Genomic DNA, 14804 nt, shown 5'->3' with positions numbered 1-14804 from the left:
CGCCAAATAATTATTCACGTGAAAGGAACTCAGCCCGGATTGTGCGATCGGATCGATACCATTTAGGGAGAAAAGTACATAACTCTAAAAAAAGCCACCGAACATCGGTGGCCATAGGTTAATGCAATAACAAAACTCGGTGATTAGCCAACTGCTGAATTGGGTGACAACGGCACAGAATCCTTGTCGGCGTAGGCCAGGTGGATCACCTCACCAACCTCGACCTCAGCCGCTATTCGTCCGCCGTCGACATGCTCGCCGCGATCGTAGCGATCGTAACCACTGCGTTGCGCATCAGCCATATTCCAGGAATGTTCCACCTGGCAACTGAATTGCTCAGACAGTATCCCGATAACCTCGCCGGCAGGCGGGTACCATGGGAGTCAAAGTGCACAGTCAATGTGTTGATACCGTCTCGCACACACCCAACACTGTGACCAGAGGGCCATTCGACACCGTACTGCCGACCGTAAAGCTCAGCGGTTGTCGGAATGTCACGCAACAAGCTGCCTGCCCCATTCAGTTCTGTCGCCAGCCGCGTTGGGATTAATATCAACATATCGCACGGGGCGGTGTACTCGGGCATAGTACCCAGACGCTCCCAGCAGTTACCAACATCGATATCCGGCCCCAAACCAACGAGTCCGAACCAGTCTGCATATTGCCGGACAAGCACATCAGCAATCCGTTCTTTCGCCACGACCGGGATGTTCTCCCATTTAACGGCATCGATACCGGACTGACGGTAGAGACGTTCGACTAATCGAATATTCTCCCCTGTCAACGGCACATCAGCTTTCAGTAAACCGAACCATTGTTCAAAAGCCAGGTTCTGTGCCGAGGTAACCCCCGGATGGGCCAGCAACCCCGGATAAGGGACATAAACGCCCGGTTTTACCGTGGCCGGCTTCAATATGCCGGCACAGCCTGCCAGGAACATCCTGCAGCTTTGCTGGATGGCATGGCGGTAGTCAGGCACGACATGGCCATTCACCCACTGCTGCAGCTCGTCGACAAACACGGATTGGCCGGTAACAACTAAACGGTTTTTGCACCAGTTAGACATGGTAGTCCTCCTCTTCTTTCAAGAAAAAAGGAGAGACATCCCCCATTGAGGGAAAGTCTCCCCCAATGGGTTAGGTGTTACATCATGATGGTCAGGACAAGGGTACTGCCCTGCCGTTAGAGTTCATGCTCACCGATCACGCCCAGTTCTTCCTCCTGGCGCAGATAGGGCGATGATGGGGTAAATGGATGGGAGCCCAGGCGTACCAGGTGGTATTTATCCACCAGGTTGTTGATAGCCTCAAACGGCCGCACACCCACTTCCTGCAAAGCCATCACGCACTCTGTTTCACACAGATCAGTATCGTTTAACGTCAGACCAAAGTATTTGGCCAGTAGCCTGCCGGCAATGGTCTGCCAATAGCACTGTTCAATCGTCATCACCTGACTCCTCATGCCGCAACGGCAGGATCTGTTATCACCGGTACCACCAGGGGCTTCAGCAGAAACTCTGAAGCCTCACGGGCCTGTTTGGCCGCCCGAAACAGCGCGCGCTTATCCTCACGTAATACCCTGAGCCAATGCTCGAGGTAGCTGTCGTGCTGAACGTCGCCAAAGACGCCAAGCTGTGCGCACATAAAGGCACTGCCCAGCTCCGCCACCAGTTCTTCGAACGCGTATACCGGGTCACCGAACGCCCGGGAGGAAGACGTGATCCCCTCCCGGTTGAGCCGTGTTGCATGACCGGTGCTGTGCACCAGTTCATGCAATAACGTCGACCAGTAATCCGCCTCGGTACGAAATTGCTGAACCTGCGGCAAGACAATCTGGTCACGGATCGGGGAGTAAAATGCCCTGTCCTGGTAAACCTGCTCGAACCGAACACCACAGGCGTCCACGAGGGCACTGACCTGAGCCTGCGTTTTCGCATCGACCAACGCCCCATCCTCTTCCGGCTCCTCTGCCGGCGTAGTGCCAACAACGGTTTCCGGGAGGTTGTCGCACTGGGCAACGTTAAACAGGTACAACGGCTTCAGCATGGGTATTCGCATTTTCAGCGGGTTCCCCTCTTCGTCAAACAGCTGCCGGCCGTCAGCATCCTCCACCTGCTTGTCCCAGGGTTTGAATACCACGGCCAGGGTCGCGGTTTCGCCAGCACGCACATGGCCACCGACGGCTTCCGCCTGCTTGTAGGTGAGCCAGCGATTGGAGTGAAAGCCCCTTTCGTCCGCGGCCATCCACAACAGCAGCACATTCACGCCACTGTAGTGGTAACCGGTCGTGCCGTTCTGCGGCATGATGGCCGTCGACGCGCTGCGGGCCTTGTCGGTCCGCCAGGGTTTGCGCCAGGGCAAGGTTCCCGTCTCGATGGCGGCAATGATTTTGTCCGTCACCTGCTGATATAAGTCGGGACGTTCTCGACGGGCTTTTGCCGGCCGACGTGATGATGTTTTTTTCATGGAGTGCTCCTCGTAAAAAAGGTGCATTCCTCCCCCGGTGGCGAAGAATACGCCCCAGGGGACAGAAAAATGGTTAGAAAGCGGGGTAACGCAGCGCCCCTTTCGGGTTAACGGAGTCAACACGCTGTTTCAGCCGTTCGAACATGGCCAGATAGTCTTCCCGATCGGCGGGCTTTGCCCGCTTGCAATCGGTATGGCAGGCCGTGGCCAGCAGGTTGATGGCCCGCTCACGCCAGCTTTTAAACTCATCCTGGCTGACACAGACCGAGTAATGGACCTCGGCCAGCTGCAGCATGCGGGCGGTCATACAACGGAAGTCGGCGACACCAACCCAGTTAACCGCAGCGACGTGCATATAGACCGTCTCGGGTAACAGATGTATCCAGAGTTCATGCCCTTGCGACAGTATTCGTTCGATACAACTATCGGTCAGCGCCAGTTCCTCGCCAAAGTCATCGTCGCCGACAAGCTGCCGGGACGTCTCATACCAGGCATCATCCTTTTGGGGATGGCATCCGTCGGCATACGCCAGGTGTTTAATACGCCCTGTGGCGTCTCGCTCACCCACAGCCGGCATCAGATAAACGCCGTCGTCTTTGGCCAACACCAGCGCACACTGATTGGCACGGATTTCAGCGACAACAGCGCGCAATTCTGCAGGGTCAAAATGCAACATGGTAAGTCTCCTGTGTTCTGGAGACGGACTTCCCCGGGAGGGGGAAGCCCCTCCAGGGAAAATCGGTTAAATCGTCGAAGTTCTGTTGGCGCAACAAGACCGACAGTGCGTACTACATAGGGGTGATCAGGTTCACTTGCTCTTGTTCAATCTCTGCGTCATTACACCCTTCATCAAAGCAGCGTTTCCATACTGCCGGATCGAGATCGGTCCCGAGTGTGTGCAATGCGTTGATAAGCGGCTCGCAGGCTGAACGGTCGAAACGTCCCCCATACCAGGCAAAACCAAAACGGTAGGCGGCATTAGCTATCCCACATTGGTTAAGCGAGTAGGCTTCCCCCTCGCCCTTTTCATTACCCGTATCGAGACGCATCAGCGCGCGTACGGCCAACAAATGCCCTTCCAGGTTCGCCAGATCGCACAAATCCTGAGTAAGTGACTGAGGCGCTGTTGTTAAAAAGGCTACGTTCATGTTCACGATAAATCCTCCGGAAATAATGAAGGGGGATCTATCCCCGAACGGGAATAAATCCCCGTCAGGGTGTGTTACTGCCTATCGCTTACGCCGCCGGCGCGCATACCAGGTGTTTTACACCGTAATAGTAACGATGACGCAGACAGACAAACTGCTTTGCAAGCTGTTCAGCTGCACGCAGCGCTGCGACCTGAGAGGGGAAGAGGGTCGTAAAGCATTTATAGTCGTAGGAAAAATCCCCCTTGTGATAACCGTTACGCGAAACGACAGTCGCTCCCCAGCCGCCGGAAGTCATTGGGTAAATAACGGCTTTACAGCTGACATTGCCTGTTTCGTTGGTGAACCACTCGGTATCAATGAGGTCCTCCGCACCCGGCTGGCTCCGTTGTATTCGGTGCCAAAACGCGCGCAGACGGTCTATGAGTTGGAGTTCTGGCTGATAAGGCCATTGTGAAAGTACAGACATGGTGTTTCTCCTGTAAAAAAGGGAAACACCAATCCCAGGGGAAAGGTATTTCCCTGGGGAACTGATTGCTGAAAGCGCAATCAGACGATGGTTAAAGGTGTGGGTTCAACAAATACTGCTTTGCTCCAGATCTACCCTGGCTTCTATGTCATTGCCGTAAGCATCGTCATAACCACTTTGCCAACCACATTGCCACAGTTCCGGGTCGAGTTGGTTGCCCAGCTTAATCGCTTGCCGCAAACCCATTCGCAGGAGCCGCTGATTCACACGGATATAAAATTGACGGTGCCCCAACGCATGTGCTGCCCAGAACACAGTTCGATCGATAGCCAGTTTATCCTCAGAACTCCGCATACTCTGGATATTCCGAGCCACTTGATCGAGGTCGACAAGAATGCGTTGCAAAAGCAATGCATCCTCTTCCAGTCTGGTCAAGCTTACTCCGACACTCGCGTGGGGAAGAAGCTGTTCAGTTTGGTGTTTCACAAATGAAATAACGACACAGAGAAGGTTCGTTCTGTTCATGGTGTCCGTCCTGAATAAGAAGACGAAAAACACCAACCCTGACAGGATGAGTCTTCCGCCAGGATAATTGCAGGGATTGGGAATGTACCCGGAAGTGAAATGCTGAAGGAACCTTCATCACCGTTAAGTGATCCCCGTTCTCAAAGGCTAAACGGAGTTACCGCCACATGGGCTGCCTCTTGCAGGCTACGAGACTATTTGTAGTCACCCGAAGGCGTTTCTCACAGACCACTGAAACTTTGGTTGGCACTCACCCGAAGGCGCTTCTCACAGAGTGCTGAAGCATTAGCTGGTTGTCCGAAGACAACAAGTAAGCCTGTTCATTTTCGAATCAAACAAGGGGTATGTCAACCCTGAAGCTCTGATATATACTCTAAGTCTGCCCCCTCTTACACGTTGCTCTAAAATATACTTTACAACCAAAGATTTAATAAGGAGATACAGTGGGTACAGTAGTATCTTTACGTGTATCAGATATAACTATTGATTGGAGTAAAAACAGTCTTGGGTCTGATCACGGTACACTTTTCCAGGTAGAAGATCATTTTGTCCAACCGGAATATGAAGAAGAAATGGAAGGCTCTGAAGCTACCCAATCAAACAAACTAATGAGGACTGGCCTTAGAAGATCACTGGGAGCGCTGACTGATAGGCTTGATTTACTCGGATTCAGTCTAGAAACCATTCGCGAGGAATATGAAAAAATTATACAAATAGAACTAGAAGGTTGGCTAAATACCGCCACCGAATCATCTAAACCATTTAGTTTTGATGAGCTTATTGAGTTTATAAAAAGACACAGTCTCCGAGAGTTAAGCAACAAGGATACCCCCAACAGCGAAAGCCTTGTTACAGCATCCGATTTTTTAGGTGCAATTTCGGGAAATGACACAATAGAAGAAAGCGGAGGCATTATAAACGGACTTATAAAAATCCCATATTTTGATACATCATCAATAGAGTCTTCATCGATGAAAGAAGCTTTTATTGATTCATTAAGTTTCCTACACCCTTATTCAGCATTAAGATTACTATGCACCAATCCTAATAATAGCAACGAATATGTTGAATGGGACTATGGTTTAATCGTAGACAGTGGATGGGTGAAAATACAAGAAATTAACATATCAGCCAAGCGAGAGGACATCTTTCTCATTGCAACTGAGGGAACATCAGACTCAGCCATATTAAAAAAAGCGCTAAAAATGCTAAAACCCAACGTCGCTGATTTCTTTAGTTTTATTGACGTAGAAAACGGTCATCCTTTCCCTGGTACAGGAGGATTATACAAGTTCGCCGAAGGACTGGTTAAAATAGACATCCAAAATCGGATCATGTTTTTGCTGGATAATGATAGTGAAGGTGTCGATGCATTCAAAAAAATAGAAAAAATGAATACTCCGAAAAACATGAAATGCCTGCTCCTTCCCGACCTCTGTAACTTTCAGTTTTTTCCTACCGAAGGCCCCAACGGGAATCACTTGATGAATATAAATAAACAAGCCGTTGCGATTGAATGCTTTCTAGATTTAGATTATAAAAACAACAAGCCCCCATTCGTGAGATGGACAAACTTTAAAAAAGAAACATCAACATACCAAGGTTCCCTCCAGGATAAAGAATACTATGCAAAAAAGTTCATCAAAACCCCAATGGAAAAATTAAAAAAAGACAATTATGACATAAGTAAGTTAAAATTATTACTTGAACACATATTAAATGAATGCAATAAGATTTCAGGAGAAATACGAATAGAATCAATAAAAAAATACATAACAAGATAACCTAACTGCAATTTTTTTCACGTATTTTAAAGGTCGCAGCCCTGTGAGAGCTGCGACCGTTTTACACTACTCAATCAATATCGTTTTTAAAATAAACTTGTTTGATATATCGCCCACGACCGTCGCCATGTCCTAAATCCATAGAAACCAATGCATTTGCCTCATCTCGACTCATGCCATTATTAACGTGATGAGTAACTGCATCCCTGGCATAAGCATAACGTAAACTATGAGGTGCATCCTTACCGGTCATACCAGCCTCTCGAACGATATTTCTGTATCTCTCTATCGCCGTATGTAGTGAAGGCTTATCAATCAACTTACCGTTATGTGAATCGCAATGTTTTATCGCCTTATCCAAAACAGATAAAACTTTCTCACGGTTAAAAACTGTTGTATCTCGAGGGCGACCACCTTTTGTCCCGAAAACCACCTTCACCCTATCGTTACCATTTAAAATAGCTTGCTTCCAGGTTTTTAGCGATTTGGCCGACTGAACCGTCTCCTCCGTTCTCAGCCCCAAATAACGAGATAATTGCACGCCGATTGCTACCCCTTCGTCCTTTTTAAAAACATGGCTAACAATTACCGATAACTTATCATCGGGGAGTGGTGTTTTTGTCCCGTCACGGCTTGCTCCTGATATACCTAACGCCTGATTACTCAACTTATCATGCGAAGGGTCAGCGAGTTTATTCCGCCCCGCTGCTGACATGATCGAACGGACCGATGCCATTTCATTTTGGAGCGTGCGTATTGATATGTTTTCAGCCTTACGACTATTAATATACTTTTCAATATGGGACGTCTTAACATGTTTAACGTCACGGATCTGGATATTTAATTTCGCAAGACGTTCAGAAAAACGTTCCGCTATTCTCGAACGGTCAGCAACGGTTTTAAAACTCCCCCGTCCCTGGCGGGCGAGAGTAACCAGCTGCTTGCTGAGCTTTGACATAATTTCTCCTCCCACGAGATACACAACCCTCTGCTTTCCACAAAGCAGACGGATCTGTACCCCAGTAATTTCAACCCCGACGACACGGTTACTTTTGCGCTTCCTGCGTCTCGACTGGTATCTGTGCATCGGGGCGGCGAAATGTTGAGTTATTTCGAGGCTCCCCAGGTCTCTGACCTGTTCGCGGCTTTCGCCGGCCTGACGTTAGTCAGTCTGCCTCCACACACTACTGTTCGTAGTGTCGCCATCGATACCGAGTCGATTTCCTCCTTTTAGATAGTGAAACGTTCAAAACGGTGTTTTCCGTTGTAATTACGTTGAAGTGAATGAGTGTTTAAAACCGTGCTGACACGGACTACGTGTTGGTCAGAAGGTAGTAAAACGTTGAAAGCCACGTCGTGCGTGGTTTGAGACGTTATGCGCTACGCGCGTCACTTGGTAGTGTCTACGCCACTTCACAAGTGACGCGCGCTCCTCTGCTCCTAATGAGACTCACGTAAGCGGCCAAATGTACCAAATGGCCTTATATGTGCGTTCAAAAGTCGCATCGTCAGCAATACGTCATAAAATATAAAAGAATCAAAGCGTTGAAGCGTAAAACCTCGCCTTGGCGAGCTTTATAGCTGAAAGACGTAATACATACGTTATTGGTGAAAAGAACCGTACCAGGACTGGCGCGGTTGAGTCGCTAATGAACCTTCATCACTGTCGTGATCTCCGTTCTCAAAGGGTAAACGGAGGTACCGCCACATGGGCATCCTCTTTCAGGCTACGAGGATATTGTGACCACCCGAAGGCGTTTCTCACAGGTCACATGAAACATTGGATGGCACTCACCCGAAGGCGCCTCTCACAGAGTGCTGAGACATTGGATGGTCGTCCGAAAACGACAGTACAACGAAATTAGCTTAAGCGATCATCTTGCTCACAGTCAATTACCATTCCCCACATCCCCCCCTCATAGGGTGTCCTCTCACTCGTAGGCCACTACTATTCGTTGGGAGCTTATTTGCTACCGAGTTCACTGGTTTACTTGTCTCTGGGTATGATGGCTAATATTTTAGCCTTTCGTGTTAGTAACAATCTTTAAATCATTATTAATCTCATCAGCTTTCATTTGCATCCTTATGTCACTGGCCTTAATTAGAACAAACTTCATTTCATAGTAGGGATATGTACTCAAACATGACAAACGATATGAGCTGATATTATTCCCTTTAAATATAAATGCGCGATAATCTTTTTCTGACAGCTTAATAAATCGAGCATCTACATTAGTCCCAAGCGTTTTATATCCTCCCCCACACCAGAACCCCTCCGCAGAGTCTAACTCAATGGATTTACGAACAATATATGCATCTACCACGTTATGGTGTTTACCATAACACATTAAAAATGCCGTGGTTATCATAATTAAAGGAATAGCAATTGGCAATGAATTGTATTTCAAGTTAATTTTTTTAGTTTTACTCCCATTTTTATACACTCGCTCTATAACCTTGGTTTCATAAAGCGATACAAACATATATATGAACCCAGAAATAGGGATGGCAGTAATTAATAATATCATAATGGAATATGCATATATTATCATCCGAGATGATGCATCATTATATGTTAAATCCATATACCCCATTGCTGCCACCTTCGACCAAGACAATATTATAAAAGAACTAATAATTGAAACCACTCTAATAGCCCAGGCTGTCATTTTATTACCTTTCCCAACACTCCCTTCTGAATTTGACAAGTAGTAATAGCTAGATATGAATATTGAAAAAAAAGAAGCAATGATAAAAACAGTACCATAATCAACAGAACTAATAAACTCCGTAATAAAAATGAAAGCAAACATAGATACTGACCCAAACAACATCCATGCAATTGAATGCTCGTATCGACTCCCTCTTAGTTCCCGGCTTCCATTACGAGTATCAACTCTACTCCTTTTAATTACCCATATCTTTGGGGTGATTATCGCTGAAATAACCAATAACCCAATAAGCATTATAAATATTGGCACAGCCAAATGATCCGATGGGAAAAGGAAAGCTATAGAAAGCAAGAAAAACAAAGCATGATAGAGAAAAATAGACATGGGGGGATTTATTCGTCTTACTCTAATATACATTGAAAACCATCCGTAAGTAGAACATTGAAAAGGAATAGCCACAATATCTAAAAAATGATGCCTTCGTCAAATTCAACATTCATCTAAAGCACCTTATGTAATTAACCATTAATATATAAAGACATCACCACATAATATTGAAAGCACATTAATATAGTAAAAACACCCCATTGGCAAGCTGGCATAATATCTAGCGATTGCTTGCCATTTGAGCTATGGTAGCAAAATAACAAAGAGGAACTCGGAGGAAATAGTGAGCCAAACCTGAAACCAGTAAGCCTACGAATACACCGATTTTTCGGCGATTACCAAATTCATCAATTTTTCGCTATTTTTCTAGAGTTGATAATTATCGAATAGAGTAAATTATGATACACGTCCTCTACGGAAGTCGTTCAATATGACATCAACTCCGTGATAACCATGCACTGGAATAAATACAGTATCCAATACCTTAATGATCGCGCGAATACTGTCTCTAGTATCCTGGGTTGGCACTGTCAGTTCCGTTGTTGCCTAGTTCTTATAGAATGCTTCATTTTCCGCAAACGAACTTGTGCTGACAAAAACGTTGATACTTTTACAGGTAATTAGCTTCTCTGTAGCCCGTTCTGCGCGTGCGCATATAGCATATAGCATATAGCATATAGCATATAGCATATAGCATATAGCATATAGCATATAGCATATAGCATATAGCATATAGCATATAGCATATAGCATATAGCATATAGCATATAGCATATAGCATATAGCATATAGCATGATGAACGGATAGGGAAAATTTATCAGAACAGTGCGGCTGAACCGTGCTATCGATGCCCTTTACCCATACACTCTTTAATAACGGCTGTCACCTGCATTGACCCTGCCCCAAAATCAGTGCAGTGCTAAATCAGAGATCTTCGTCTTTCTGGAGACTTCGGATAAATTCAGCCGGAGTCATGTCATTTAATGATGAATGCGTTCTCTCATGATTGTATTCTCTACGCCAGTTGTCGAGTTTACCCTGTGCATCTCCCAGTGAAAAAAACCAGTGAATGTTCAGGCATTCGTCCCGCAGACTGCCGTTAACTGACTCAATAAATGGGTTATCTGCTGGTTTTCCGGGACGAGAGAAGTCCATCGTAACACCGTGCTCATACGCCCATTTATCCAGACTTTTCGAAATAAACTCGTTGCCGTTATCCGTCTGAATACGCGCCGGCAGGCGGTTATCCAGCACCCGAAGTGCTTCCATTACTCTGACCACATCCTTGCCTTTCAGCGATTTTCCGGCATGGATCGCCAGACATTCCCGACTAAAATTATCCACTACAGTCAGCGCCCGGAAACGCCGCCCGTTAAACAGATTATCCGACACAAAATCCATACTCCAGCACTGATCGACATGCGTCTGGGTTTTCTTGTGGTTAACAAGCCAACCCTCCTGGCGTAACTGGATATGAGTATGTGGACAACCGTAGCGTATCCGGGTTTCTGCTATCTCCCTGATGCGCAGGGTTATTGCCCGATCGTCACGCCGACTCTGCCAGTGATAAAACAGTTCTGCTCTGCATCAGCAGCCCGCATCCCCGCCGGACACTGATACGGTAAACTTCCAGCAGGAAATGTACCACCTGGCGCTTCTGAGCCGGCCTCAGAACTTTTGCTTCAGTACTTCCTGCAGCATCTCCTTATCCAAACTCAGATCAGCGACCAACTTCTTCAGCCGCTGATTTTCATCCTCCAACTGCCGCAGACGACGCAGTTCCGTCACGCCCAGACCGGCAAATTTCTTCTTCCAGTTATAAAGAGTGACCTCAGAAATCCCCATCTTTTGCAGATTCCCCCAACGCGGGTGCCGGTTTCGGCTTGTTTCAGCGCAAAAGCGATCTGTTCTTCGGTATAGCGGGTCTTTTTCATGGCAGATATGCCTCCCGTTAAAGTGGAAAAAAGACCGGATACTCCAGTTTAGCTTGGCACTGCTTTCCAGGGGGAGAGCAATGACCACTGGTCGTTCAGCTTCCTTATCTCGGTGAGATTCGTTAAGTATCTACACCTGTAAATTTAACACCTGTTTTTTTAAACATGCCACAAAACCCCACCACAACGCCCCATAAGCGATCAATGTTGTTAAGCAAGCCACACATCAAAAATACCGATAAAACCCCAGATAATCGCTCTGGTGAACACTGAGCGCATAAAGTGTACTTGTTTGAAAGAATTTAGATGTGTGTTTCAGAGGGACATGGTAATATTGAGGTTCTGGTGATCATGGATTCCAGAAACGAAAAAGCAGCTATCAGGCATATATGGTTTCTCAGGACCGCCCGATAGCTGCTCATGCTCCAGTGCAGAGACTGAAGCGGCCCAACCAAATTTCGCAAATCTGGTCAAGCCGTGGCGGAAGATTACGGCTAATTGTCGTAGATTTCCAGAAGATTTTGCATTCTTGCAAATCTTATTTACAGCTCTGCATTGGGTTTATCAGCTCTAGATTTGAGTAAACCACTATGACAGAAAAAGATTTTAATCAACGCAAAGTCACCGACGACTACGCACCTGAGATGGCTCGTATCAAATTAGTATCCTTCTTCGAAGGATATCCATCGTTATTGGAAACCGTCCAGACACTCAATCGTACACAGGCATGTGTGCTTGCTGCTCTTTTAGATGACAAGTCGATCACTACGTCGGGCTATACAATCCCTGCTGATTATGGTGTGAAGCGTGCCTCTGCAGTGATCCATGCTTTAGAAAAGATACACTCATTCCCCATTTCCAGCCGACGTGTTGAAACTGAATCGGATGTGGGAAACCGAACAAAACAATCATTGTTCTTCATCACCCATGAAGATCAGGAACGGTTGAAAGCTGAGCCGGAATCCGTTCTCAAAGAACGTCATGAAAGTGCCTGTCGTAAGAAGGAAAGCCAGGCGCAAAAAGAGCTTGGCCGTCTGGTCAAAGAGTATGGGGAAGAGGGTGTTTTTGAGCTTCTCAAGAGAGCCGCTAATGACGAAGCTGGAGCGGATTCGAACGCAAGCTAAATAATAATGGGCGGGCCTTCTTTAGCCCCGCCCATTACCTATTCTCTATCCGATCTGAATTGGAATCCATGAGTCTTCAGTTCACAGGCGAATGAAGTCCGGCCCGATAATGGCAATGATTCGACGCTTATGTGTCAGTTTGACTATTTTTTGCTGTTGCAATCCCCACAGCAGTTTTCTGATTTCCTGACTGCGGCGTATATTCAGGGTATTCGATAATTGCTCATGTTTGAGAGCATGAAAAACCGTGGGGCAGTGTGAGCTATGCAGCCATCGCTGATATCTTCCCGTCACTTTGTTCGTCCATCGAGAACCCCGGATACCAGCAGGCGAATTTATCCTGCAGCTACCGAATTAATCGGCAGGGTTGATACCGTGGTACGACAGTTAGGGGGGGGTTTTTAGCTCGTAGTGACAGCACAGTAGCCCCTTAACCACACATAAAGAGGTAATCAGTGATGAACAAAGAAGATGAGATCCGCAGACTCTGGTATGCCAGGGAACCACAGCAACAAACCCCGCAAGAGGCGGAAAAGCTGGCTGACGAAGCCTGGTTAGCGGGCCTGCGTCTTGCCCGCCATCCACTCACACATTACCAGTATGTGATGGATTTGGTGCGTCCCACCTTCAGAGGATAGCGATAGACAAAAGGCTACACAAAGGGAGTCTCAGAAACAGGGTTGTCAGTGACCTGCAGGTTAGTGATGGTATTTAGGGGGCTGATTGGGAAAATGCCCCCTAAATAAAGTACAAACCTTTTCCGTTTCCTAAATTGCCACCTTTTATGGTTACCTCCACCGTTACGCCAACCTAGCGACTGGAATATCGTGCAGACGTGTTGTGTAGCAGGGGGAAAGCAGTTCGCGACGCATTGCCCAGGCTTTATTGATCCCCTGGCCGGCAAACCAAATTTTTCCCAACCCGGAGTGGTTTATGCCATCGACGGCTTTCATCAATTGTTCGCTACCGGCGCGCGGTGGATGTTCGTCGAAGAGATCGCTCTGGCCAAGTTTGTCACAGAAATCGTTCAGCATGACCCTGCCTTCTGATACCGATACCTGTCGTGCCAGATTACTTCGAGGGCTTTCACGGCCGCTGACACGACATCACGTGTATCCTGCGTGGCCAGCATGAGCCGTATGCTGTTGCTGTTCGCGTAATAGGGATCGTGAGGGGCAAACGGGCAGGTTCGCAAAAATACTGAAATGTGTCGGCAATACTGTCGCTCCCGGCGGAGTTTCTCGGCGGCACGCTCTACGTATTAGCACACCGCCTAGTGCATGTCTTGCAACTGCGTGACGCACTGACCAAACGACCGGCTGACGATGATTTGCTGCTTCGCCGGCAGCGCCTCGATCGAGATGCACGGAACGCCGTTCAGTTCGCGCACTGTGCGCTCGAGTACGACACCAAACGTCCAGCCTATCAAAGCCTGATTGCTGTCGGCGAGCTACAGTGCGGTCGTGATCCCCATCGTGGCCAGCTTTTTCGTCAACTGGCGCCCACATCCCCAAACTTCGTTGACCGGCAGCAGCGCCAATCAGCTCAAATTCGTTTATTACAAACCGTCAAACAGGGTCGCCGCCAACGCCGCCACAGCGCTTTCCTCGTGTAGCGGAGGCGATGACAGCATGGGCTTCCTCGGAGCGTTTATGGGCTTTGGCTCTGAAAAGGTGTGTCTTAATAAAATTTACTGTTTCAGGAGGAATTTCTATAGTGATTCTTTGCTCGGTCGACGCAGTAAGTACCCCTTCTAAGTCCCCGCTTTGTTCTAATGTTTTAACTAAATCAGAAACTTCTTTTAGGCTCCAAGAAACATTTTCATCGCCTTTATAGAGAAATGGTAGCTCCATAAAACCCCCTTTAGAAACCAGACGAAAAATAGTTAAAGTGCATAACCTTTATAAAAACCGGCTTGTTAAGAGTAGTAGGTGAGATAGTTTCTTGCCAGTAATCCATGCCCGGACTATGTTCCATCAGTAGTGCCTTATAGAAAGCAGTTTTTTCACACCTAAGTGGTTAAAAAACAGCCTTTACGTACAATATTTTCCGTTTCCCAAACGGAGCCCTAAAACGGCCACACATAGGCAGGTGATCATTTTGTGCCGACATGGCCAAAGTATAGCTTCAGCGGCGTGGGAGGATTTAGAGCCAGCAGTTAATTTTATAACTCATTGAAAATGTTAAAAAAAATACATAAAATCCTGATTATGTTAAATTTATCAATGACTTATATTGGTGCAAGGTTCACCGTTTCAAATTAACACCACGCACCTGGCTGATGTAGGGTTGCGT

12 protein-coding genes and 3 pseudogenes are annotated in these 14804 nt (G+C 47.1%); 3 read left to right on the top strand and 12 right to left on the bottom strand.

All coding sequences use genetic code 11. From position 1 onward, the window contains the following. Positions 1-143: 143 nt before the first annotated feature. The 7 genes and pseudogenes from SERAS12_RS01705 to SERAS12_RS01675 form a co-directional block, all read right to left on the bottom strand. Positions 144-1066 (bottom strand): annotated as a pseudogene (locus SERAS12_RS01705) (DUF1281 domain-containing protein). A gap of 116 nt (positions 1067-1182) precedes the next feature. Continuing rightward, the gene (locus SERAS12_RS01700) at positions 1183-1446 is read right to left on the bottom strand and encodes a TA system toxin CbtA family protein (protein WP_013811207.1); all 264 of its coding nucleotides are present in this window, start codon (positions 1444-1446) and stop codon (positions 1183-1185) included. A gap of 11 nt (positions 1447-1457) precedes the next feature. Next, complete coding sequence (locus SERAS12_RS01695; RefSeq protein ID WP_013811206.1) at positions 1458-2465, bottom strand: ArdC family protein; 1008 nt, start codon at positions 2463-2465, stop codon at positions 1458-1460. Positions 2466-2538: 73 nt separating this feature from the next. Next, the gene (locus SERAS12_RS01690; RefSeq protein WP_013811205.1) at positions 2539-3141 is read right to left on the bottom strand and encodes a DUF3085 domain-containing protein; all 603 of its coding nucleotides are present in this window, start codon (positions 3139-3141) and stop codon (positions 2539-2541) included. A gap of 112 nt (positions 3142-3253) precedes the next feature. Further along, positions 3254-3613, bottom strand: a complete 360-nt coding sequence (locus tag SERAS12_RS01685; protein WP_013811204.1) for a hypothetical protein — start codon at positions 3611-3613, stop codon at positions 3254-3256. 88 nt (positions 3614-3701) lie between these two features. Then, positions 3702-4082 (bottom strand): hypothetical protein, encoded by a 381-nt coding sequence (locus SERAS12_RS01680; protein WP_013811203.1) that lies wholly within the window; start codon positions 4080-4082, stop codon positions 3702-3704. Positions 4083-4187: 105 nt separating this feature from the next. Then, positions 4188-4607, bottom strand: coding sequence for a hypothetical protein (locus SERAS12_RS01675; RefSeq protein ID WP_013811202.1), 420 nt, complete (start codon positions 4605-4607; stop codon positions 4188-4190). Between the two features lie 443 nt (positions 4608-5050). Between SERAS12_RS01675 and SERAS12_RS01670 the strand changes: the two genes are divergently transcribed. After that, complete coding sequence (locus tag SERAS12_RS01670; RefSeq protein ID WP_013811201.1) at positions 5051-6391, top strand: HEPN/Toprim-associated domain-containing protein; 1341 nt, start codon at positions 5051-5053, stop codon at positions 6389-6391. Positions 6392-6461: 70 nt separating this feature from the next. On the opposite strand, the gene SERAS12_RS01665 is transcribed toward SERAS12_RS01670, so the two are convergent. The 3 genes and pseudogenes from SERAS12_RS01665 to SERAS12_RS25230 all read right to left on the bottom strand — a co-directional run bounded on the left by SERAS12_RS01665 (position 6462) and on the right by SERAS12_RS25230 (position 11385). Continuing rightward, entirely contained in the window at positions 6462-7349 is an 888-nt protein-coding gene (locus SERAS12_RS01665; RefSeq protein WP_013811200.1) for an integrase domain-containing protein, read from the bottom strand. A gap of 1060 nt (positions 7350-8409) precedes the next feature. Next, positions 8410-9447 carry a hypothetical protein gene (locus tag SERAS12_RS01660; protein WP_239440973.1) on the bottom strand — a complete coding sequence of 346 codons (1038 nt, stop codon included), beginning with the start codon at positions 9445-9447 and terminating at the stop codon, positions 8410-8412. A 928-nt stretch (positions 9448-10375) separates the two neighbouring features. Continuing rightward, positions 10376-11385, bottom strand: a pseudogene (locus SERAS12_RS25230) (IS3 family transposase). 590 nt (positions 11386-11975) lie between these two features. On the opposite strand from SERAS12_RS25230, the gene SERAS12_RS01645 reads away from it, so the two are divergent. Next, a complete protein-coding gene (locus SERAS12_RS01645; protein ID WP_013811198.1) occupies positions 11976-12509 on the top strand; it encodes a hypothetical protein in 534 nt (177 codons plus the stop codon). Positions 12510-12967: 458 nt separating this feature from the next. Continuing rightward, positions 12968-13147, top strand: a complete 180-nt coding sequence (locus SERAS12_RS01640; RefSeq protein WP_013811197.1) for a hypothetical protein — start codon at positions 12968-12970, stop codon at positions 13145-13147. Positions 13148-13309: 162 nt separating this feature from the next. On the opposite strand, the pseudogene SERAS12_RS26385 reads toward SERAS12_RS01640, so the two are convergent. Together SERAS12_RS26385 and SERAS12_RS01630 are read right to left on the bottom strand one after the other, a co-directional pair. After that, a pseudogene (locus SERAS12_RS26385) lies at positions 13310-14049 on the bottom strand (DUF4113 domain-containing protein); the annotation flags it as partial. 28 nt (positions 14050-14077) lie between these two features. After that, on the bottom strand, positions 14078-14362 hold the full coding sequence (locus SERAS12_RS01630; RefSeq protein WP_013811196.1) for a hypothetical protein: 285 nt from the start codon (positions 14360-14362) through the stop codon (positions 14078-14080). Between the last annotated feature and the right edge of the window lie 442 nt (positions 14363-14804).

This window comes from Serratia sp. AS12 (genome assembly GCF_000214195.1).
In the GTDB taxonomy this organism is placed as follows: Bacteria; Pseudomonadota; Gammaproteobacteria; order Enterobacterales; family Enterobacteriaceae; genus Serratia; species Serratia plymuthica.
Note: the sequence above shows the minus strand (reverse complement) of the source record. Positions and strands in the feature narration are given on the sequence as shown.

What these genes read in the sequence shown, in the direction of transcription:
- SERAS12_RS01665 (WP_013811200.1), bottom strand. Translation starts at nt 7,349, where the DNA reads ATGTCAAAGCTCAGCAAGCAGCTGGTTACTCTCGCCCGCCAGGGACGG.
- SERAS12_RS01690 (WP_013811205.1), bottom strand. Translation starts at nt 3,141, where the DNA reads ATGTTGCATTTTGACCCTGCAGAATTGCGCGCTGTTGTCGCTGAAATC.
- SERAS12_RS01680 (WP_013811203.1), bottom strand. Translation starts at nt 4,082, where the DNA reads ATGTCTGTACTTTCACAATGGCCTTATCAGCCAGAACTCCAACTCATA.
- SERAS12_RS01675 (WP_013811202.1), bottom strand. Translation starts at nt 4,607, where the DNA reads ATGAACAGAACGAACCTTCTCTGTGTCGTTATTTCATTTGTGAAACAC.
- SERAS12_RS01645 (WP_013811198.1), top strand. Translation starts at nt 11,976, where the DNA reads ATGACAGAAAAAGATTTTAATCAACGCAAAGTCACCGACGACTACGCA.
- SERAS12_RS01660 (WP_239440973.1), bottom strand. Translation starts at nt 9,447, where the DNA reads ATGTCTATTTTTCTCTATCATGCTTTGTTTTTCTTGCTTTCTATAGCT.
- SERAS12_RS01640 (WP_013811197.1), top strand. Translation starts at nt 12,968, where the DNA reads ATGAACAAAGAAGATGAGATCCGCAGACTCTGGTATGCCAGGGAACCA.
- SERAS12_RS01630 (WP_013811196.1), bottom strand. Translation starts at nt 14,362, where the DNA reads ATGGAGCTACCATTTCTCTATAAAGGCGATGAAAATGTTTCTTGGAGC.
- SERAS12_RS01685 (WP_013811204.1), bottom strand. Translation starts at nt 3,613, where the DNA reads ATGAACGTAGCCTTTTTAACAACAGCGCCTCAGTCACTTACTCAGGAT.
- SERAS12_RS01700 (WP_013811207.1), bottom strand. Translation starts at nt 1,446, where the DNA reads ATGACGATTGAACAGTGCTATTGGCAGACCATTGCCGGCAGGCTACTG.
- SERAS12_RS01695 (WP_013811206.1), bottom strand. Translation starts at nt 2,465, where the DNA reads ATGAAAAAAACATCATCACGTCGGCCGGCAAAAGCCCGTCGAGAACGT.